The sequence below is a fragment of the Hyalangium ruber genome, from assembly GCF_034259325.1.
In the GTDB taxonomy this organism is placed as follows: domain Bacteria; phylum Myxococcota; class Myxococcia; order Myxococcales; family Myxococcaceae; genus Hyalangium_A; species Hyalangium_A rubrum.
This window is the reverse complement of the sequence record NZ_JAXIVS010000016.1, coordinates 19,538-40,096: the sequence shown is the minus strand read 5'-3', so window position 1 is coordinate 40,096 and position 20,559 is coordinate 19,538. Positions and strand designations below refer to the sequence as shown.

Annotated in this window: 14 protein-coding genes; 6 read left to right on the top strand and 8 right to left on the bottom strand. The window is 68.4% G+C overall.

Going from position 1 to position 20,559, the window contains the following annotated elements:
* Window positions 1-40: 40 nt before the first annotated feature.
* Window positions 41-1,630 carry a HEAT repeat domain-containing protein gene (locus SYV04_RS35570; protein ID WP_321550475.1) on the bottom strand — a complete coding sequence of 530 codons (1,590 nt, stop codon included), beginning with the start codon at window positions 1,628-1,630 and terminating at the stop codon, window positions 41-43.
* 101 nt (window positions 1,631-1,731) lie between these two features.
* Here SYV04_RS35570 and SYV04_RS35565 point away from each other — a divergent pair, with 101 nt between their 5' ends.
* Window positions 1,732-2,334 (top strand): sensor histidine kinase, encoded by a 603-nt coding sequence (locus tag SYV04_RS35565; RefSeq protein ID WP_321550474.1) that lies wholly within the window; start codon window positions 1,732-1,734, stop codon window positions 2,332-2,334.
* Between the two features lie 308 nt (window positions 2,335-2,642).
* Here SYV04_RS35565 and SYV04_RS35560 read toward each other — a convergent pair whose 3' ends face one another.
* Window positions 2,643-7,007 (bottom strand): carbohydrate binding domain-containing protein, encoded by a 4,365-nt coding sequence (locus SYV04_RS35560; RefSeq protein ID WP_321550473.1) that lies wholly within the window; start codon window positions 7,005-7,007, stop codon window positions 2,643-2,645.
* Window positions 7,008-7,025: 18 nt separating this feature from the next.
* On the bottom strand, window positions 7,026-8,633 hold the full coding sequence (locus SYV04_RS35555; protein WP_321550472.1) for a carbohydrate-binding module family 20 domain-containing protein: 1,608 nt from the start codon (window positions 8,631-8,633) through the stop codon (window positions 7,026-7,028).
* 245 nt (window positions 8,634-8,878) lie between these two features.
* Here SYV04_RS35555 and SYV04_RS35550 point away from each other — a divergent pair, with 245 nt between their 5' ends.
* Genes SYV04_RS35550 through SYV04_RS35540 form a run of 3 tightly spaced genes read left to right on the top strand, consistent with a single transcriptional unit; the run spans window position 8,879 to window position 13,108 of the window.
* Window positions 8,879-10,351 carry a circularly permuted type 2 ATP-grasp protein gene (locus tag SYV04_RS35550; RefSeq protein WP_321550471.1) on the top strand — a complete coding sequence of 491 codons (1,473 nt, stop codon included), beginning with the start codon at window positions 8,879-8,881 and terminating at the stop codon, window positions 10,349-10,351.
* Window positions 10,348-11,334 carry an alpha-E domain-containing protein gene (locus SYV04_RS35545; protein ID WP_321550470.1) on the top strand — a complete coding sequence of 329 codons (987 nt, stop codon included), beginning with the start codon at window positions 10,348-10,350 and terminating at the stop codon, window positions 11,332-11,334. Before SYV04_RS35550 ends, SYV04_RS35545 begins: the two co-directional genes overlap by 4 nt.
* Before the next feature lie 13 nt (window positions 11,335-11,347).
* Window positions 11,348-13,108 (top strand): class II glutamine amidotransferase, encoded by a 1,761-nt coding sequence (locus tag SYV04_RS35540; RefSeq protein WP_321550469.1) that lies wholly within the window; start codon window positions 11,348-11,350, stop codon window positions 13,106-13,108.
* 2 nt (window positions 13,109-13,110) lie between these two features.
* Here the strand turns inward: SYV04_RS35540 and SYV04_RS35535 are convergent, their stop codons facing one another.
* From SYV04_RS35535 to SYV04_RS35520, 4 genes are read right to left on the bottom strand one after another with little or no spacing between them, the layout of a single operon-like run.
* The gene (locus SYV04_RS35535) at window positions 13,111-13,857 is read right to left on the bottom strand and encodes an SDR family oxidoreductase (protein ID WP_321550468.1); all 747 of its coding nucleotides are present in this window, start codon (window positions 13,855-13,857) and stop codon (window positions 13,111-13,113) included.
* 11 nt (window positions 13,858-13,868) lie between these two features.
* The gene (locus SYV04_RS35530) at window positions 13,869-14,930 is read right to left on the bottom strand and encodes a phosphotransferase family protein (RefSeq protein WP_321550467.1); all 1,062 of its coding nucleotides are present in this window, start codon (window positions 14,928-14,930) and stop codon (window positions 13,869-13,871) included.
* The gene (locus SYV04_RS35525; protein WP_321550466.1) at window positions 14,923-15,756 is read right to left on the bottom strand and encodes an SDR family oxidoreductase; all 834 of its coding nucleotides are present in this window, start codon (window positions 15,754-15,756) and stop codon (window positions 14,923-14,925) included. Before SYV04_RS35525 ends, SYV04_RS35530 begins: the two co-directional genes overlap by 8 nt.
* Window positions 15,753-17,006, bottom strand: a complete 1,254-nt coding sequence (locus SYV04_RS35520; RefSeq protein ID WP_321550465.1) for an acyl-CoA dehydrogenase family protein — start codon at window positions 17,004-17,006, stop codon at window positions 15,753-15,755. Before SYV04_RS35520 ends, SYV04_RS35525 begins: the two co-directional genes overlap by 4 nt.
* 90 nt (window positions 17,007-17,096) lie before the next feature.
* On the opposite strand from SYV04_RS35520, the gene SYV04_RS35515 reads away from it, so the two are divergent.
* Both SYV04_RS35515 and SYV04_RS35510 read left to right on the top strand, forming a co-directional pair.
* A complete protein-coding gene (locus SYV04_RS35515) occupies window positions 17,097-18,068 on the top strand; it encodes a LysR family transcriptional regulator (RefSeq protein WP_321550464.1) in 972 nt (323 codons plus the stop codon).
* Window positions 18,069-18,340: 272 nt separating this feature from the next.
* Window positions 18,341-19,012 carry a hypothetical protein gene (locus tag SYV04_RS35510; protein WP_321550463.1) on the top strand — a complete coding sequence of 224 codons (672 nt, stop codon included), beginning with the start codon at window positions 18,341-18,343 and terminating at the stop codon, window positions 19,010-19,012.
* Between the two features lie 91 nt (window positions 19,013-19,103).
* Here SYV04_RS35510 and SYV04_RS35505 read toward each other — a convergent pair whose 3' ends face one another.
* Window positions 19,104-20,495 carry a serine/threonine protein kinase gene (locus SYV04_RS35505; RefSeq protein ID WP_321550462.1) on the bottom strand — a complete coding sequence of 464 codons (1,392 nt, stop codon included), beginning with the start codon at window positions 20,493-20,495 and terminating at the stop codon, window positions 19,104-19,106.
* Between the last annotated feature and the right edge of the window lie 64 nt (window positions 20,496-20,559).

Here is a 20,559-nt window from a genome sequence, read left to right as displayed (position 1 = left end):
GCGACGAGACTCAGGGAGCCCAATCTTCACGGGCAGAGAATCAGGGCCGTTCCAGTCGGATGGCGAGCCGGCGCAGGTCCTCGTTCACCTTCACGAAGTGGTTGTTACCCTTCTCATCCGTGAGCTGGGCCTGGATCTTCGGCAGTGCCTCGCGCGCCTTTACCGCGCCTTCCTTCGAGTCCACCAGCCAGTCCAGCGCCTGGATCAGCGTGAAGCGCGTCTCCAAGTCCTTCTCCGAGAGCCGCCCCGCCAGCGCCACCGCGTGCTGCGCCGCGCCGCCACGCCCCAGCTCCAGCGCCGCGCGCTCCACCAGCCTCGCGTTCTTGTCCGCCAGCTTCTGCGCCCAGCAGCCGCCCTCCGCTCCGCAGGACTGCGCTGCCTCCAGCAGCTGGCCGTATCGCTGGAGGCTCTCCGCCCGCGACTTGCCCAGCGCCGCCGGATCCTCGCAGCCCTCGCCTCCGTACTCATTGCACTCGGTGGTCGTGCGCGCCGGTTCCGCCTCCGCCCACTTCGTGAAGAGCGGCTGCTCGCGCGCGTCTCCCAGCATCGCCAGGCCTCGCATCGCCACTTCCCGGGCGTACCAGTCACCCTTGCTCGCCGCCTTCTCCAGCGCTGGCAGCGCCTCGCGCCCGCCCAGCAATACGAGTGCGCGGACGTACGAGCCGCGCACCGTCGGGTCTTCCTCCGATACCAGGGCCGAGAGCGGGCGCACCGCCGCCGTCGCCCGCATCCGCCCGAGCGCCTCCGCCGCCTGCATCCGCACCAGCGCCTGGATGCGCGCGTCCTCGTTCGCGAACGTCAGCTGCTTGAGCAGCGCCGCCTCAGCCCGCTTTTCCCTCAGGTCCCCGAGGATCTGCGCCGACTTCATCGCGTAGCTGGCTGGGTGTACCCCGTTCTGCTTCGCCCACTGCGCCAACTCCGCGTCCCGGCCCTCCAGCGCCGCCAGCAGCGCCTCGGCCGCCGGTGTGCCCACCTGGTACAGCGCCAGCGAGCTCTCCACATAGAAGGAGATGCCCCGTCGCTCCTTCGTCAGCATGCGCACCAGCGCCGGCACCGCCCGCGCGTCGCCAATGCGCCCCAGCGCCTCGATGGCCTTCTTGTTCAGCAGGGGCTCGGCGTTCTCATCCAGCGTCAGTTGGATCAGCGGCTCCACCGCCTCGGGAGCGCGCAGGGCTCCCAACGCCTGGATGGCCTCCATGCGGGTGTAGTTGTCCCGGGAGCGCAGCAGGCCCGCCAAGGTCGGCGCCGCCTTCGGGTTGCCCAGCTTGCCGAGCGCTGCCGCCAGCTCCTTGTTCATCAGGTGTACGTCCATCTCCGAGGCGCTCGGGTCCAGCGCCGCCTGCAGCGGCTCCAGCGAAGAGGGGTGCTTCAGGTCTCCCAGGACGCGGGCCAGGGCCGCCTTCACCTCCGGGCGCTTCTCGGCCGCCAGCCGCGCGTGCAGCATCGGCAGGAAGCCCTCCTGGAGCTTGCCGGAGTCGCGCAGCGCCTCCACCACCTGCACCTTGACGGCCGTCTTCCGGGCATCGCCGAGCTTCTTCTCCCAGTACTCCGGGGTGTTCGGGTCACCTTTACACCCCGAGAGGACTACGAGTGCGAGCGCGAGGCTCGGCGCGGCAAGAGAGCGGGACATGGGCTTCTCCAAGGGCGGCGGTGGGTGATGTGTCCGTCGTAGATCCCTTGAAAAGAACGGGTCAAACCCCCCGGGTTGGATAGGGTAGTCTGGTCAACGGCATGTCCTCAGACACCGTCATTGCTTCACAGAAGCCCGCCTGGCGGCGGCGCACGTACCTCATCGATCGTCAATTTCAGCTCAAATACATCCTGATGCTGTCCTCCATCGGAGCGGGCAGTATCGGACTCTTCGGCGTGCTCGCATGGTGGGCCCACACGGCGGCGCTGGAGGCGGGCTCGTCGGCCGAGGGCCTTGCGGGCATGACGATCCTCTGGCTCACCGTGATGGCGGTGGTGGGCACGGGGGTGGCGCTCGCCCTGTTCGGGTTGGTCTTCACCCACCGTGTGGCCGGCCCGGTGTACGTGATGAACCTGTACGTGGAAGCACTCGCGGCGGGGCACTACCCGCGGCTGCGCCCGCTTCGGAAGTACGACGAGCTCAAGAAGTTCTTCGACCGCTTCAGCCACGCGGTGGAGCGCATCCGCGCGCGCGAGGCGGATGAGGCCCAGGCGCTCTCCCGCGCGGTGGAGGCCTTCCGGCCGCTCGCCACCACCGAAGAGGCTCGCGCCGCACTCCAGGTATTGGAGGAGCTCCAGTCACGGAAGCGCGAGGCCGTGGACAAGCCTGTTACCGCCTCCCAGCCCATTCCTCCCCCGCGCTAACGGGGGCTCGCGGGCCAGATGCTCGCGTGGGACTCCGTGTGACGGGGAGCCTGCACGGGCCCGCGGTCTTGGCACGCAGGTCGCGGGTCCCTCGTCTCGGCGCGGGGCCCCCCGTCAGCGGACGGGTCCTCCCGCGCCGGCCGTCCCGCTCTCCCTCGGCTCACGGACTCCTTTGACTCCGCGGATGCAAGCTGCCCCCGTGGCGCGCTCTTGCCAAACCTGTCTGATTGTCTGACAGGTTCGGTCTGTGCTGAGACGGGAACGCGGGCTGGCCCTCGGTGTTCAGGCCAGCCCGCGTGTGCAGGGGACTACTTCCAGGTGTCGTTCAACGTCGCGGTGCCGCTGGCCGGAGTGGTGTACACGCGGTTGGCGCCGCTCTCCCAGATGACGTTCCCGCTGCTGTCCTTCTTGATGTACTTGTACTCGATGGCAGTGGAGCCCGGCAGGCTCAGCGCCACGCTCCAGGTCGGGTAGTTGGCCGACGAGAGCGCGATGGCGGACCCCGTGCTCCACCCTCCCAGCGCGGCGATGTTGCCCACCACGTAGATGTTCTGGCCGACCACCGTGCTGGCTGTCTCGTTGAAGGTGACGGTGGTGCCCGTGGCGCTCGTCGTGACGCTCAGCGCCGCGCTGGCCGCCGAGAGGTTGCCTACCGTGTCTCGCGCCTTCACCGTGTAGCTGTAGGTCGTCCCCGCCGTGAGGCCGGTGTCCGTGTAGCTGCTCGCCGTGGGCGCCCCCACCAGCGTGCCGCCGCGATAGACGTTGTAGCCGGCGATGCCGCTCGGGTCCGTGACGGTGTTCCATGTGAGCGAGACGGAGGTGGCCGTCTTCGTCCACACCGCCAGCCCCGTGGGCGCCGCCGGAGAGGACACATCGCCCGACGGTGCTCCCGCGGTGATGGTGCCCGCGTTGAACGTCTGCGTTCCCGAGGGGATGAAGTAGTTGAGCCCTCCGTTGTTGTCCCAGGTGCCGCTGCCGTTGTTGAAGACAGCCTCGAGCTGGGTGGCCGTGCCCAGGTTCACCGTGTACTTCGCATAGCCCGTCACCTCCGAGTCCGGCATGGCCACGCCGGGCGCGGTGGTCCACGTGCCGCCCGCCGGGCGATAGTGGAGGTACGGGGTGGCGAAGCCCTTCTTGTAATAGAGGGTGACGGCGTTGCCCGCGCTGGTGGTGACCGCGAGCGCGGCGCTGGACGGCGAGGTGTTGCCCGCCGCGTCCCTCGCCTTCACGGTGTAGCTGTACGCGGTGTTGGCCGCGAGCCCGTTGTCCGTGTAGCTCGTCGTGGTGCTCGTGCCCACCTGCGTGGTGCCCCGGAAGACGAGGTAGCCCGTCACGCCCACGTCATCCGTGGAGGCTGTCCACGCCAGCGAGACGGAGGAGGCCGTCTTCGAGGGCGAGGTGAGGTGGGTCGGCGCGGAGGGCGACGTCGAGTCCACGAAGGGCGCGCCCGGGGTGATGGTGCCCGCGTTGAACGTGGAGGTGCCCGTGGCGAAGAAGTAGTTGCCGCCGTTGTTGTTGTCCCAGGTGCCGCTGCCGTTGTTGAAGACAGCCTCGAGCTGGGTGGCCGTGCCCAGGTTCACCGTGTACTTCGCGTAGCCCGCCACCTCCGAGTCCGGCATGGCGATACCGGGCGCGGTGGTCCACGTGCCGCCCGCCGGGCGGTAGTGGAGGTACGGCGAGGTGAAGCCCTTCTTGTAATAGACGGTGGCGGCATTGCCCGCGCTGGTGGTGACGCTCACGGCGGAGCTGGCCGCCGAGAGGTTGCCCGCCGCGTCCGCCGCCTTCACGGTGTAGCTGTAGGCCGTGCTGGGCGACAGCGAGCTGTCCGTGTAGCTGGTGCCCGAGGGCGCGGCGATCTGCGTCCCGCTCCGGTACACGTAATAGCCGGCCACGCCGTAGTTGTCCGTGGCGGCCGTCCAGCTCAGCGTCACCGAGGAGCTCGTCACCCCCGAGGCCGTCAGTCCCGTGGGGGCCGAGGGCGCAATGGTGTCCGGCGGCTGGGTGGTGACCGCGAGCGCGGCGCTGGACGCGGAGGTGTTGCCCGCCGCGTCACGCGCCTTCACCGTGTAGCTGTAGCTGGTGTTCGCCGTCAGCCCGCTGTCAGTGTAGTTCGTCGTGGTGCTCGTGCCCACCTGCGTGCCGTTGCGGAAGATGGTGTAGCCCGTCACTCCCACGTTGTCCGTGGCGGCGTTCCAGGTGAGCTTCACGGAACGGTCCGTGCGCGTGGCCACCGCCAAGCCCGTGGGGGCCGAGGGCGCGGTGGTGTCCACCACGAGGAACGGGTGGGTGCCCTGCACCGAGCCGTTGATGTCCTCCACGTACTTGCCGCTGACGAGGTTGTACCGGCCCGCGCCTACGTAGACGGACTGGATCTCGCTTCGGGTCACGTTGCCCCGGCTGTCCGTGGCCTCCACGTAGTAGTCGAGCAGCTGGTTGCGGTAGTTGCCGAGGTACACGTAATAGAGGTCACCAATCTCCTGCGCGGCCACCTTCTGCATCACCGGCAGGTAGGCGGGCTGCCAGGAGACGCCGTTCATCACCGGTCGCAAGTCCCGCTTGGTCAGCGGGTAGTCCACCCAGGCGCTCACGCGCGAGGGGTCGATGTTGGGCACGCCCGCCGCCTGCCGCCCCGCCGGGTCGTACACCTTGTGGGTGTTGTCCAGCGGGTCGATGCTGTTGTTCGTGTGCGTGCGGACCCGGACCTTGATGTTGGAGATGCCGCTCAGGTCATACGCATACGTGTAGAAGGCGAACGTGTTGTTGAAGTGGTGGAGCGTCCAGCCCTCGGACTTGTCCGTGTTCGCGCTGCCCGGGTTGTAGGGCCAGCGCTGTGCCCACCACACGGAGGGACCCGTGCGGTCCTGCGCCACCCGGTCCTGTACGTACGGCTTGGAGAAGAACAGCGACTGGTTGAAGGACAGCGTCGGCTTGACGTTGTCGTCCTGGTTCTCGTCGTAGTAGCCGAAGCCCGAGTCCATCGCCGGCAGCAGGAAGTACCAGGCCAGCTCCGCCGGGTTGGCGCCGCCCGCGTAGTCATTGGCCGCATCGCCCTTCACCGGGTAGGACATCATCCACGGGTTGAGCTGGTTGCCCGGGTGCGTGACGTGGTTGTCCAGCGTGGTGCTGGGCTGCCAGTGGTTGGGGTGCGCATCCAGCCAGATCTGCTCGGCCGTCTTCGCGTAGTTGAGCGCCGCCTGGAGCAGGGCGAAGTTGCGCTCCAGGTAGTGCCAGCCGTGCTCGAAGGAGACGGTCATCCCCTCCTGCACGCCGCTGAGGTTCGTCTTCGGCGCCAGGTTGAGCCCCGTGGCCGAGTTGAAGGCGGGGAACTGGCCCTTCCAGATGCCGAACGGCAGCTTCCAGTGGTGCCACTGCGGATCCGAGGAGGAGTCGCGCGTGTCCACCCACGAGCCATCCTGCACATGCACCACGTCCGAGGCGGGCGGGGTGTGCGCGGCGAGGTACTCGCTGATGCCCATGCACTGCACGCCCGCGGTGCAGGTGACGCTGCGGCCGTTGTACCAGGTGCTCTCCGAGCCGGCGCGCCCGCCCGAGTTGTCTCCGTCATGGGCCACCACGAAGAACTGCCGCTGGGGCACCAGCCCCTGGAAGCTCTGCAGGTTCACCACGTCCACGGTGACCTCGCCCTCCCAGCCCTCGTACCAGGAGCCGTTCTGGTTCACGGGGATGCCGACGATGCGCGACTCGGTGCCCGTGGCCGGGTCCACGTAGCGCACCCAGTGCGGCGTGGAGGCGAACGGGTACTTGTTGCGGATGGTCTGCTGCTCGTGCGCCATCTGCAGGCTGACCCAGCTTCCCACGTTGCTGGTGTTCTGCAGGTCCGCGCGGTTGGGCGGAGACACCAGCGTGTCCGAGCCCGGATCGTTCAGGAAGGGGTAGTCCTTCAGCGTGCGCGAGAAGTGGTTGTCACCGATGACGGACCACTGGATGCCCAGCTTCGTCAGCGTGGGGATGAGGCGCTCGGAGAAGCCCAGCTCCGTGGGGAAGAAGCCCTTGGAGGAGCGGTAGTCCCCGCCCAGGAAGTAGGGCTGCGCCAGCGTGGCGCTCTGGTAGATGAGGTCCTTGAGGAAGTACTCCGGCCCCACCAGCGGCCCCATGGAGTGGTGGCCCGTGAAGTGGATGAGGTCCAACGTCCGGTTCCCCGCCGGGGTGAAGAGGGTGTTGTACCGGTCCCTCCACGAGGTGCCCCACGAGGGGTTGTTGTAGCCAGACACGTTCTGCAGCGTGGTGAGGCTCTGCACGTTGTTCACCACGGCGCCGGACATGGTGACGTGGACCTGTCCCGTGGACGCATTGGTGCGCATGTCCGAGGCGACGGCCGGAGGCCAGTACAGGTACGCGCCCGTCTTCGCGTGGTGCGAGTAGTAGGTGACCAGGTCGTCGTGCGGCATGGGCGCGCCCGACGGCAGGTAGTACGTGTAGTTGGCCGGCGGGCTCTGTTTCAGGTTGATGACCTGGCCGTCATACGTGTAGCGGATGGGGCTGCCCACCGGCGTCGAGGCGTACTGGCTGGTGTCGTAGTACGCCCAGAAGTTGGGCATGTGGTTGTGGTACACGTGCGCGGCCGCGATGCTCTGCGTCTGCGCGCGCGCCGCCCCGGCCTGCAGGAGGAGGGTGGCGAGGACGAGCGCCACGGACTGCTTCAAGCGGTTCATGAGTGGAGAGCCCCGGGCCTAGAACTTGAAGCTGCCGTCCGCGCGCGTGGCGGTGCCGCCACAGGCCGGCGTGGTGAACTCGCGGTTGCCGCTACTGGTGGCCTGGTTGCTCTCCCACGCGGCGGTGGAGCCGTTCCACTTCACGTACTTGTACTGGGTGGCCGTGGCGGGAGGCAGCTGCGCCGTGCCGCTCCAGGTGGCGTTGGCGCCCGTGCCCTGAATGGTGAGCTTGAAGCCGCTGGCCGGCGTCCAGTTGCCCAGCGCCGTCTGGTTGCCCACCACGTAGAGGTCCTGCCCCCACGTGGTGTTGGCGTTGCTGATGCTGAAGCTCACCGGCACCGTGGTGCAGGGGTTGGGGTCGGGGTTGCCACCGCCGCCGCCCTGCGTCCACACCGAGTAGCCACTGCCCGAGGCCGCCAGCGTCCAGCCCGTGCCGGGGTTCCAGTCCGTGCCGCCAATCTTCACCGCCGTGTTGCCATTGACGATGGCCGCGTAGAGGCCGTTCTCCGCCCGCTGGATGGACACCGTGGACGTGGAGGTGATGCCCTGCGTCTTGCGCACTCCCATCAGCGCCTGGATCGCCGCCTTCAGGTTCCAGTCATAGATGTGCGGGTAGTAGACGGACGGAATGCCAGGGTGGGTGAGCACGTAGGCGTAGCCCTGCATCACCTTGTCGCAGGGCACCGGCCAGTGGCGCTGCCCCACGTTGCAGTTCTCGCTCGGGCCCGTGTCGTGGTTGTCCACGAACGTCACCATCTTCTGCGCCCACCAGCCGATGCCGCCCGCCGGCTTGCCCGTCGCGTCCTTCAGCCGCCCGTACTCGTTATAGGTCAGCGCCTGGTTGAGCAGACCCTTGGTGGTGAAGTCGAACACGCCGCACGTGCCGCCCGTGCCATCCACGTAGTTGATGAGCAACTGCCGGTGCGCATCCACGTTGTTGTAGTTGAGGTCCGTCCACACCTCGCCCACGCAGAAGTCCGGGGCCATGGCGTCGTGGTAGACCTTGGCGTAGCTGGGCGCGTAGCCCTTGGAGTAGTCGTAGCGAATCCCGCTGAAGCCCACGCCCTTGAGCCGGCTGCTCAGCCAGCTCTTGAGGTCCGCCTGCACCACCGCGTTGCCGTGGTCGATGTCTCGCGCGGCGCCGTAGCCGTCTCCCGAGTCCGCGGCGCCCGTGCCCTGGCCCCACTCGTCATTGTTCGTCACCGCGTAGCTGCCCCAGGTGGGGTTGGTGAAGTCCGCCCAGTTGGCGGTGCCCACGCGGTGGTTGATGACCACGTCGGCCACCACCTTCACCCCGCTGTTGGTGAACGCGGTGATGGCGTTCTTCAGGTCCGTCTCGCTGCCGTAGCTCGAGTTGAGCACGCTGAGCTGGCGCGGCAGGTACCCCTCTCGGGCCGCCGAGTCACTGGGCGGCGGGAACCACACGTGCGTGAAGCCCATGGCCGCCAGGTCCGGCGCCTTGCCGTAGAGCACTCCGTACCAGTTCGGGTTGGCGTAGCCGGCAGAGTTCCAGTGGAACCCCTGGACGACGATAGCGCTGCTGGCTTGGGCCTGCTGGGTGGCGGCCTGGGCCTGCGGCAGCACCGCGAGCGAGGCGGCGACGAGACAGGAGACGAGTCTGCGCAAGGGGACCTCTCGGGGAATGCGGGGGATCAGCTGGGCGCGCCTTTTCCTGGAGAAGTTGTCCTGGTGTCAATGAATGCCATTATCAATTTTGTTTACAGATTTTCGCTGAGGGTCTTTTACAGCGCATACGCTGGGTGTGTAAAAGAGAGGTCTTCCCGAGCCGGGTGGTGCGCCCTCGTTGTGCTGTCCGCACGTGGGGTAGAGTTTCTTCGACGCGGGGTGTCATCGCCGCTGGGAGTCGACGGATGAGAAGGCGGGACGTGCCCGGGCTGTTCGACAGCTACACCGTCGCGCCCGGTACTTTCGATGAGCTGTTCGATGCGGCGGGGACGCCGCGCCCCCACTTCACGCGCCTCGCCGGGCTGTTGGGCGTCCAGAGCCGAGAGGACTTCGCCCGGTTTCAGGCGCTGGCGGAGCGGGCCCTGCTCAACCAGGGCGTCACCTTCTCGGTGTACTCGGACGCGCGCGGCACCGAGAAGATCTTCCCCTTCTGCCTCATCCCCCGAATCATCGCCGCGACCGACTGGGTACACGTGGAGCGCGGGCTGGAGCAGCGCGTCCGCGCGCTCGGCCTGTTCCTGGATGATGTCTACGGAGAGCAGCGCCTGCTGGCCGAGCAGCCCGAGCTGCGGCAGTTCGTCCTCGGCACGAAGCTGTATCAGCCCCAGTTGCGCCACGTGCGCCCGCCCGGCGGGGTGCGCATCCACGTCTCCGGAATCGACCTCATCCGCGACGAGCAGGGCACCTTCCGGGTGCTGGAGGACAACCTGCGCACGCCCTCGGGCGTGTCCTATGTGATGGAGAGCCGCATCATCACCAAGCGGGTGATTCCCGAGGTGTTCGAGCAGGCCCGGGTGCGCCAGGTGGACCACTACCCGGCACGGCTCGCGGAGACCTTGCGCGCCGTGTCCCCCGAGGCGCCCGAGCGCTCCACCGTCGTGGTGCTCACCCCGGGGCCCTACAACTCGGCCTACTTCGAGCACACCTTCCTGGCGCGCACCATGGGCGTGGAGCTGGTCCACCCGGCGGACCTCTTCGTGGACGAGGAGAAGGTCTTCGTGCGCACCACGCGCGGGCCTCGCCGCGTCCACGTCATCTATCGGCGTATCGATGACGCCTTCCTGGACCCGGAGGCGTTCCGCCCCGACAGCCTGCTGGGCGTGCGCGGGCTGATGCGCGCCTACGCCGCGGGCAACGTGGCGCTGGCCAATGCCCCGGGCAACGGCGTGGCGGACGACAAGGCGGTGTACGCCTTCGTGCCGGACATGATTCGCTTCTACCTCTCCGAGGAGCCCATCCTGGCGCAGGTGCCCACCTATGTGTGCGCGCGCGCGGCGGACCGGACGTACGTGCTCGAGCACCTGGAGCAGCTGGTGGTGAAGGCGGTGGACGAGGCGGGCGGCTACGGCATGCTCATGGGCCCCCAGTCCACGCGGGAGCAGCGCGAGGAGTTCCGCCAGCGCATCCTCGCCGAGCCCCGGCGCTACGTGGCCCAGCCTCGGGTGGAGCTGTCCTCTTGCCCCACCTGGGACGCGGGCCGCAAGCAGGTGGCGCCTCGGCGCGTGGACCTTCGGCCCTACATCCTCACCGGGCCTCAGGGCCCCTGGGTGCTGCCGGGCGGCTTGAGCCGGGTGGCGCTGCGCGAGGGCTCGTACGTGGTCAACTCCAGCCAGGGCGGCGGCTCGAAGGACACCTGGGTGCAGCGGGAGGTCGCATGATCGCGCGCGTGGCGGAGCACTGCTTCTGGCTCGGGCGCTACCTGGAGCGCGCCGAGAGCACGGCGCGGGTGCTCCAGGTGACGGGCACGCTGGCGCTGGACGCGGGGCTGTCTCCGGAGCAGTGCTGGATGCCGGTGCTGGCCGTGTTCGGCGAGCGGGCGCGCTTCGCGGGGTTGCATGGCGCGGCGGCCGAGGGAGACGGGGAGCGGGTGCAGCACTTCATGGCCTGGGAGGAGCACAACCCCTCCAGCCTGCTGACCGCGCTGTCGGAGGCCCGCGAGAACGCGCGCGCCATCCGCGAGGTGGTGAGCATTGAATGCTGGGAGGCCATCAACGAGGTGTACCTGTGGATGCACGGCGAGGAGGGGCGCGCGGAGTTCGCCCAGCACCGCTACGGCTTCTACCGGCACATCCGCCGGGCGATGCAGCTGTGCCTGGGGCTGTTCCGCAGCACCATGCTGCATGACACGCCGCTGGACTTCATCTGGCTGGGCGTGTTGCTGGAGCGCGTGGGGCAGACGGCGCGCGTGCTGGACGTACACCACCACGCCTTCCAGCAGCTCCCCACGGGGCAGCACCAGGTGGTGGAGACGAGCCTCTGGCTGTCGCTCTTGCGGGCCTGCTCGGGCTTCGAGGCCTTCATGAAGCGCCACCAGGGCCGGGTGACGGGGGACGCGGTGGCGGCCTTCCTGCTCTTCGAGCCGGAGTTCCCGCGCTCCATTCGCTACTGCCTGAAGTCGGCCCACCGCTACCTGGCCGAGCTCCACCCTCCTGGGACGCAGGGGCTGCCCGGCGCGCGGACCGAGGCGCTGGGCGGACAGCTGCTGGCGCGGCTGCGGCCCGAGGTCCTCACGGAGCCAGGAGTCACCATCCACGGGCTGCTGACGGATGTCGTCGATGCCACGGCGGCCGTGTGTGACAGCCTGTCGTCCGAGTTCTTCGGCAGCGCCCGGGCGCTGGGTTCCCAGTCGATGTCCCAGTAGAGTCCGCCGCCCCATGCCCAACCTGCTCGCCATGTCCTTCGAGGGGACGCTCGCGCCCAGCCTGGACCTGCGCTGTCTGGCACCGGGGCGCACACCGCCAGACGGGTGGGGCATCGGCTACTACCCGGGCAGCGAACCCTCGGCGGGGGTGCTCAAGGAGCACGCGCCGCCACCCGGGGGCAGCATCCACAGCGAGCTCGTCAAGGCGTGGGGGCACCTGGAGTCCCCGCTCTTCCTGCTGCACATCCGCACGGCGAAGTGGGGCGCCATCAGCGACGCCAACACCCAGCCCTTCTGCCGCAGCTTCGGCGGGCGGGACTGGCTGTTCGGCCACAGCGGCAGCCTGCATAAGGCGCTGCCTCCGCCTCCGGAGACGCACTTCGCGCCGGTGGGCTCCACCGACTCGGAGTTCGTCTTCTGCCGGCTGCTGAGCTGGGTGCAGGCGGCCGGCTGGCAGCGGCTCGGGGAGGTGGACCTGGAGCGGCTGCGGGCCTGGCTGGCGGAGCTCAACGCCTTTGGCCCGCTCACCCTCATCTTCACGGACGGGCAGGACCTGTGCGTGTACGCGGACGCCCAGGGGGCCTCGGGAGCGTGGCTCTGGCGCGTGGCGCCGCCCTACGACCGGCTCGTCGTCGGGGATGAAGACGTGGAGATGGACCTGACGAAGCGCGGCGCCAAGGGCCACAAGGGTGTCATCGTCTGCACCGAGCCCATCGAGTCGCGTACCGACGTGAAGGCCCGCTGGGCACCCGTGCCTCCCGGGGCGCTGGTGGTGGTGCGGCAGGGCGCCGTTCGCGCCGAGGTGCTGCCTCCGAATGCGCCTCGCCCTCCTGGGGAAGAGGCCCACAGCATGGCCGCGGAGCTGGAGGCGCGCAGCAAGCTGCGGCGCCCGCCCGTGACGCCGGTGCGGGTGATGGACGTGCGGCACCGCACCGTCTACCGCTACGACAAGCCCGTGGAGCGCAGCGCCCATGTGCTGCGGCTGACGCCCATCCACGACCGGTTCCAGTCGCTGCTCTCCCACGAGCTGAAGATGTCCGCCGGCTCGTTGCGCGAGGAGTACGAGGACGTCTTCGGCAACCGGGTGCGGCGTGCGAACGTGGAGACGCCCTACACCGAGCTGGTAATCGAAGCGCTCTCGCGGGTGGAGCTGCGGGACACGGATCCGCTGGGCTTCCACACGCCGCACATCCGCACGACGTTCCCACTGCTGTGGATGCCGTGGCAGCAGACGATGTTGCAGCCGTTCCTCCAACCGCCGGCGCTGCCGGACACGGAGCTGGAGGAGCTGCTCGAGTACGCGATGAGCTTCGCGCGTCGCAACGACTTCGACCTGCTGGACACGCTGCTGGACCTGAACTTCACCCTCTTCAAGGAGTACAAGTACCTGCAGGGGGTAACGACGGTCCACACCACGCCGTTCCAGGTGTACGCGGCGCGGCGCGGGGTGTGCCAGGATTTCACCAACCTCTTCGTGTGCCTGGCGCGGCTGCTGGGCGTGCCGGCGCGCTACACCTGCGGCTACCTCTACACGGGCCCCAAGCACGCCAACACGCAGCAGGCCGAGGCCTCCCATGCCTGGGCTCAGGTGTACCTGCCGGAGCGAGGGTGGAAGGGGTTCGACCCCACCAACGGCGTGCTCACGCAGACCCACCACGTGCGCGTGGCGGTGGGGCGCTCCTATACGGATGCGGCGCCCACCTCGGGCACCATCTACGTGGGCGGTGGCATGGAACGGCTCGAGGCCACGGTGCGCTGCGAGCCCGTGGAGTAGCCTCAGGTCATTCGCGTCACGAGGGAGAGCGGCAGCCGCTTGAGCAGGAAGCCGAGCGGTCCCCACGGCCAGGCGGGCACATAGGCCTCGGTCTTCTCCTTCTCCATGGCCTTCACCAGCGCGCGGCAGCCCGTCGCGGTGTCGACGATGAACGGGGTGTTCTTCACCTTCTCGTTCATCTCCGAGCGGATGTAGCCCGGATAGAGGGTGCTGACCTTGATGGGGGTGCGGAGCAGGTCGGCGCGGATGCCCTCCGTCAGGTTCGCCAGCCCGGCCTTGGTGGCCGCGTAGGCGGTGAGGTTGCGCCGCATGCCGCGCAGGGCGCTCATGGACGAGATGGTGACCAGGTGTCCGGCGTTCTGCTGGCGGAAGATCTCCACCGCCGCCTCGCACTGCGCGAGCGCGGCGAGGAAGTTCGTCTCCGCCGTCTGGCGGTTGACCCGGAAGGCCCCCGTGCCGATGGGCTGGCCCTTGCCGATGCCCGCGTTGATGATGATTCGGTCCAGGGTCCCCAGCTCGCTCTGGAACGCGCGAAACACCTCGAACACCTGCTCATGGTTCGTCACGTCCAGCGCCCGGATGACGACGCGGATACCGGGGTGCGCGGCGGTGAGCTCGGTCTTCAGCTCCTCCAGGCGCTCGGTGCGCCGAGCACAGAGGGCCAGGTTGCGGCCGAGCTTGGCGAACTCGCGGGCCATGCCCTCGCCGAGGCCGGAACTCGCACCGGTGATGAGGATGTTCTTGCGCATGAAGAGGTTCCCTATCGGATGAGCCGGCGGCACCGCCAGTGGAGATAGTGCGCCATGAGCCAGAAGCGTTTGAAGGCAGGGTTGCGCGTCTGCCGGTGGTGGTAGCGGTAGTAGATCTGCTGGACGATGACCGCCAGCCGGAACAGGCCGTACACCTCATAGAAGGCCATGTTGGCGGGCTTCAGCCCCATGCGCTCGCAGTAGTAGTCCACCACCTCGCGGCGGGTGAGCATGCCGGGCAGGTGCGTGGGCTGCCGGCGCATGGAGCGCATGAACAGGTCGTCATCCGCCTGCACCCAGTAGGCGAGGCTGTTGCCCAGGTCCATCAGCGGATCGCCCAGCGTGGCCATCTCCCAGTCGAGAATCCCAATGACGCGGGTGGGGTCCTCCGGGGCCAGCACCAAGTTGTCCAGGCGGAAGTCGTTGTGGATGACACAGGTGGCTACGTCCTCCGGCGTGTTCGCCTTGAGCCAGGAGATGACTCCGTGAAAGCGCGGCACGTTCCAGGTGCGCGCCTTCTCATACCGGGCGCTCCAGCCTTCGATCTGTCGGCGCGCGTAGCCGGTTCCCTTGCCCAGGTGCTCCAGGCCCGTGCGCTTCACGTCCACCTGGTGCAGCTCCACCAGCTTGTCGATGACGTTGAGGCACAGCTTGCGAGTCGTCTGTGGGTCCAGCCCCAGGCCCTTGGGCAGGTGCTTGCGCGGGATGATGCCGGGGATGCGGCGCATCACGTAGAACTCGCTGCCGATGACTGACGGGTCCTCGCACCGGGCGAGCATCTCCGGCACGTAGGGGTAGACGGGCCGCAGCGCCTGCTGAACCTGGAACTCCCGCCCCATGTCGTGCGCCGACTTGGCCTTGGTGCCAGCCGGAGGCCTGCGCAGGATGAGGTCGTCCTGCTCGTACTCCAGCCGGTACGTCCAATTGGAGGCGCCGCCGGAGTACTGCGTCACCTTGGGCGTGCCGGACAGGCCAGGGACGCGCGGCTTGAGCCACGCGTCCACGGCGGTGATGTCGAGCTCCTCGCCCGGGCGCACCGCCCCCGCGCGGTCGAGCGGGGAAGGGTCACTCATGGGACGTGGACGAGGCCTGGTCCGGCGGGGTGCGCCCCATCATTCGCCGCGTGCTCTGGGACAGGGCTCGGGCGTAGAGGGAGAACGGCGCCAGCCGCTTGAGGATCCACGCGGCCTTCCCCTCGGTGTGCGTGAGGATGTGGAAGTCGCCACGCTGCACGCCCCGGTAGACGAGCTCGGCGATCTCATCTGCTCCATGCCGGGCCTTGTTCACCAGCTTGTGGGTGATGCGGGCAACTTCGGGGTTGGAGGCGCGGAGCGTCTCGGTGAGGTGGGTGCGGAAGAAGGCAGGACACACCACCGACACCGCGATGCGGTCTCGCTCGAGCTCCACCCGGAGCGTCTCGGAGACGGCGACCACTCCAGCCTTGGTGGCGTTGTAGGCGGCCATCATCGGCGCATGGACGAGCCCCGCCATCGAGGAGATGTTCACGAAGCGGCCACCTCCCTGGCGCCGGAACAGCGGCGTGAAGACCTTGCAGCCGCGCACCACGCCCAGCAGGTTGATGTCGATGATCCACTGCCAGTCGGACAGGGGCACGTCGGTGATGGCGCCGCCGATGGCGACTCCGGCGTTGTTGACGACGATGTCCACGCCGCCCCAGTTTTGCTGGAGCCAGTCGGCCACCGCCTGGAGATCCTCCTCCTTGCGCACGTCGCAGTGCAGGTAGTGCCCCTGTCCGCGCAGGGCCGCCAGGGCCTCCTGCCCGCGCGCGTCGTGGATGTCGGCGATGCACACGCGCCAGCCCTCCCGGGCGTAGCGCTCGGCGAGCGCCCGGCCCAGGCCCGAGGCGCCTCCGGTGATGAAGATGCGTTTCTGGTTCATTCGCCCTGGCTCCGGTGCTGCTTCATCAGATGGTGATACTTCGACAGCTCGAGCTTGGCGATGACCCCGCGATGCACGGCGTCCGGCCCATCCGCCAGGCGCAGCGCCCGCGCCTGCGCGAACAGCGCCGTCAGCGGCACATCGGAGGACACGCCCGCACCGCCATGAATCTGGATGGCCTCATCCACCACCTGCTGCAGCACGTTCGGCGCCACCACCTTGATGGCGGAGATCTCCGAGAGCGCGCCCAGCGCACCCACGTCATCGAGCTTCCAGGCCGCGAACAGCGTCAGCAGGCGGGCTTGATCGATGGCGATGCGCAGGTCCGCGATGCGCTCCCGGTTGCCGCCGAGGTTCACCAGCGGCTTGCCGAAGGCCACGCGGGCAATGCCGCGCTCGATGAGCAATTGCAGCGCGCGCTCGGCCGCGCCGATGCAGCGCATGCAGTGGTGGATGCGGCCCGGCCCCAGCCGCCCCTGGGCGATCTCGAAGCCCTTGCCCGGCCCGACGATGAAGTTCGCCTTGGGTACGCGCACGTTCTCGAACCACACCTCGCCGTGGCCGTACGGCTCGTCGTACTCGCCGAACACCGGCAGCATGCGCTGGATGCTCACGCCCGGCGCGTCGAGCGGCACGAGGACCATGCTGTGCTGGTGGTGGCGGTCGGCCTTCGGGTCCGTGAGGCCCATGAAGATGGCGACCTTGCACTTCGGGTGGCCCAGGCCCGTGGTCCACCACTTCTTGCCGTTAAGGACGATTTCATCCCCCTCGACGACGGCCGTGGCGCGCATGTTGGTGGCGTCCGAAGAGGCGACGTCCGGCTCGGTCATGCAGAAGGCGGAGCGAAGCTCGCCGGCGAGCAGCGGCTTGAGCCAGCGCTCCTTCTGCTCGGCGGTGCCGTACTTCCACAGCACCTCCATGTTGCCCGTGTCCGGGGCGTTGCAATTGAAGACCTCGGGGGCCAGGAAGCTGCGGCCCATCTCCTCGGCGAGCGGCGCGTACTCGACGGTGGACAGGCCCGCGCCCAGCTCGGCGTCCGGCAGGAACAGGTTCCACAGGCCCTCGGCCCGAGCCCGGGCCTTGAGCGCCTCCACGGCGGGAGAGACGGCCCACTGCGTCCAGTCCGCGCCGTGGCGCCTGGCGGAGACTTCGCGGAAGTGCTGCTCCTCCACCGGCAGGATGTGGTCGCGGATGAAGGCGCGGATGCGCTCCAGGTACTGCTGGGTTCGCGGGGAAGGAGTGAAGTCCATGGGCTGCCTCCGGCTTCTTCGGTGGAGGCACGCTATGCCCTACTGGGACATTGACATAGTGGATTCTATGAATCCCAATCCATCACCGATATGAATGAAAAGGACCGTGTTGGCTCCGTTCCGGTGGACCTCAACCTCTTCCGGGTCTTCGAGGCGGTGTTCCGCTCGGGTGGCATCACCCAGGCAGCGACGCAGCTTCACCTGACACAACCGGCCGTGAGCAACGCGCTGGCTCGGCTGCGCGCTCACTTCGATGATCCGCTCTTCGTTCGCGAGGGCCGCCGCGTCGTCCCCACGCCCCTGGCGCGCAGCATGTCCGAGGATGTCACCACGGCCCTGCGCACCCTGCAGGACAGCGTGCGGCGCGGCCAGCACTTCAGCCCCGCCACCTCGACGCGACGCTTCACCCTGGGCATGCGCGACGTGCTCGAGTTCGCGCTGTTGCCACCGCTGGTGCATGACCTGCAACAGCTCGCGCCGCACCTTGGCGTGCAGAGCGCGAAGATCGAACGCCGCCGGCTCGCCCGGCAGTTGGCCTCGGGGGAACTGGACCTCGCGGTGGATGTGCCGATGACGGTGGGGGAGGATGTCCACCAGCAGGTCCTCTTCCAGGAAGAGCTATGTGTGGCGATGCGGCCCGGTCATCCCCTGGCGGGCCGGCGCTTGACGGTCGAGCGCTGGCTGTCGGCCCGCCATGTGGTCGTCTCGGCGCGCGCGAGCGGCCCGGTGCTGGAGGACCTGGCGATTCAGCATGCCGGTGTGCGCCGTGACATCGCCGTGCGCTGCCAGCACTACTATGCCGCCAGCCACCTGGTGGCGACCTCGGACCACCTGCTGACGTTGCCGCGTTACTACGGCGAGTGGTTCCGCAAGCACCTGATGCTTCACCTCGTGCCCGTGCCGCTGCCCATGCCCGCGTTGGAGGTGACGCTCTACTGGCACCGCAACACCGACGGGGACCCGGGCCATGAGTGGCTGCGCGAGCGCCTGTTGTTGGTGGCGGGGAGGAGTGGCGCCATGCGCAAACGTGCCTCGGCTCCCCGGGCGCGGCGGGGCAGATGAGTTGAGCGCGGAAGGATGCACGGCTGGTCCCAGATATCTGGGAGTGAGCGGGCGGCTGGTCCCAGATATCTGGGAGTGAGCGGGCGGCTGGTCCCAGATATCTGGGAGTGGACTGGCACAGTCCCGCAGCGTGGACGGGTGTCCATGGCGCGAGACTGGTGCCGGCATTCAACTGCCCGTAATCATGAAGCGAGCCCTTGGTGATGCCGGTGGCGCGGTTCCTGCTCTACCCGCGCTCGTCGTACCCAATAAACAACTCATCGAGAGGTGCCATGACAACGCTCAATAACGAGAGCAATTCGAGCATCAATATCACTCTCACCGAGGTGGAGACGCGCGTCCTCCAACTGGTGGAGCAGGGCAACGCCGACGCCTACCAGATTGGCTGGCTCTACAACTACGTGGTGGACCGCGAGCTGACGAAGAACACCCACTTCAAGGACGCCAAGGAGTTCTTCCAGCAGAAGGTGAAGGTGCTCAGCCAGTCCGCGCTGACCACCTACGGCGCCGTGGCGCGGGCGTTCAGCGCGGCGGCCTGTGTGAAGTACGGCGTGTATCACCTGTACACGCTGTTGACCTACGAGAAGCTGGCCAATCTCGTGGCGGACGGCAACGAGCCGGGGCCCACTGCCATCCTCGTGCCTCAGGAGGATGGCACCGTGGCGCAGAAGGCCTTCGCCGATTGCACCATGGAGGAGCTGAAGGCAGCGGTGAAGCACAAGCGCACTCCGCCCACACCCCTGCCCGAGAACGCCACGGCACGCGTGGAGCTCTACCGCAACTCCTTGGAGCATCACTTCGGTAAGGAGAATCGCGTCCGGGTGCGTGCGCGGGTGGATCGCGACCAGTTGCTCATCAGCCTCCAGGACATCCCCGAGGCACAGATGTCCAAAGTCGTTGAGGCGCTGATGGACAGCCTCAACCCGAGCAGCGAGGCGGCGTGAGTCTGGCGCCGCAGCGCATCTGTCTCTGCGGTTGGAACAAGTCGCCGCCAGTCGGTCCGCCAGTCGCGCGGGCTGGCTGGCGGCGTTTCCTTTATGGAGGCTCCGAAGTCGCGGGGGGCGGCGGGGGAGCGAGGACCGGGTAGTAGCAGGCGCCTTTCCACTCGTAATCCCTCTCTCCACATGGCGGAGTCGGCTCCTCTGGACGCCCCCAACACCCTCCGTTGATCACCACCTCGCGTTTCTTGCAGGGGGGCCGTGCCTGTCCAGGCAGAGGCTCCTTGGGCATCTCCAGGCCCAGGGCTCTCCAGGTGGGCTCGGCCGCCTTCAAGTGGGCACTGGCCATGAGCGAGTCCTGGGCGAGACCCGTGGTGCCAGCATCTTCCCCATCGCCATGCCGAGCCACGTTCTCCTCGGGCTCCTCCACCTCCTGTGGCCATGAACTCCACCATTCATGGAGGGATAGGGCGGCAGCAACGCCCACCGTCACGGTGAGTCCCAGCCGCCGCGCGCCCGAGGAGCGTGACGCGCCGGTGCGCACGACCGCCGCCGGGGCACTGCTTCGGAGGAGGGGCAGGTCCGCCTGAGGCCCGGCCTTCTCCGCCGCGCGTTCGAGCACCTCGGCCACCTCGGCAGCGGTGCCTCGGGCTGAGGGTTCCTCCGAGAGGACTTGGCGGATGCGCACCGCGAGTTCCGGGCACTGGGCTGTCGCCGCCTCGAGCGTTGCCGGCACGGAGACGGGGGCGGGCGGGTCACCCATCGCCACCAGAGGCTCCGCCGGGAGCGGTGGGTAGGCGCCCATGACGAGCCGGTAGGCCGTCACGCCCAGCGCGTACACGTCATCCGCCGGGCCCGGCTCATAGTGGGCGCCACGCTCGCGCCAATGGAGCCACTGGTAGCGCAGCGCCTCGGGGCTTCGGTACTGGGGTGTGCCCGGAGGCAGCACCTCGCGCGTGAGCGTCCGCGCTCCCTGGAAGTCCCCAGCTCCGAAGTCCAGGAGCGTCGCCTTCCCGTCTTCGGGCCGAACCAGCATGTTGGCCCCTTTCACGTCTCGGTGCACGCCGTGTGCTCCATGCGTCGCCTCCAGCGCCCGCGCCACCTGGGCCAGCACCCGCAGCACTTGCCGCCCACTGGGGTGGTGCTTGCTGGCCCAATCGTACAGCGGCACGCCCTCCACCCACGCCATGACGATGAAGGGGAACGGGCCGGCGGGGTGGGGCCAGAGCCCGCGGCCTTCCAGGTGCGGCACATTCGGGTGGTCGATGCGCGAGAGCAGCTCTACCTCGCGACCGAAGCGCGGATCCACCGGGTGCAGGGCCAGCTTCAGCGCGAAGGGCCCAGCCCCTTCCGTATCCAGCCGCTCGACGCGGTAGACTGCCCCATAGGTGCCCCGGCCGCGCAGCTCCAGCACCCGCCAGGAGCCGACTTCCGTCCCCGAGGGGAGACAGGCCGGCTCCAGCTCGTGAAGGGTTCGGCGGGGTGCCATCAGGGTCCTCTCGGAGAAGTGACGCTGCCTCCGCTCCCTCCGCCATCCTACCTCGGAGGTGGGC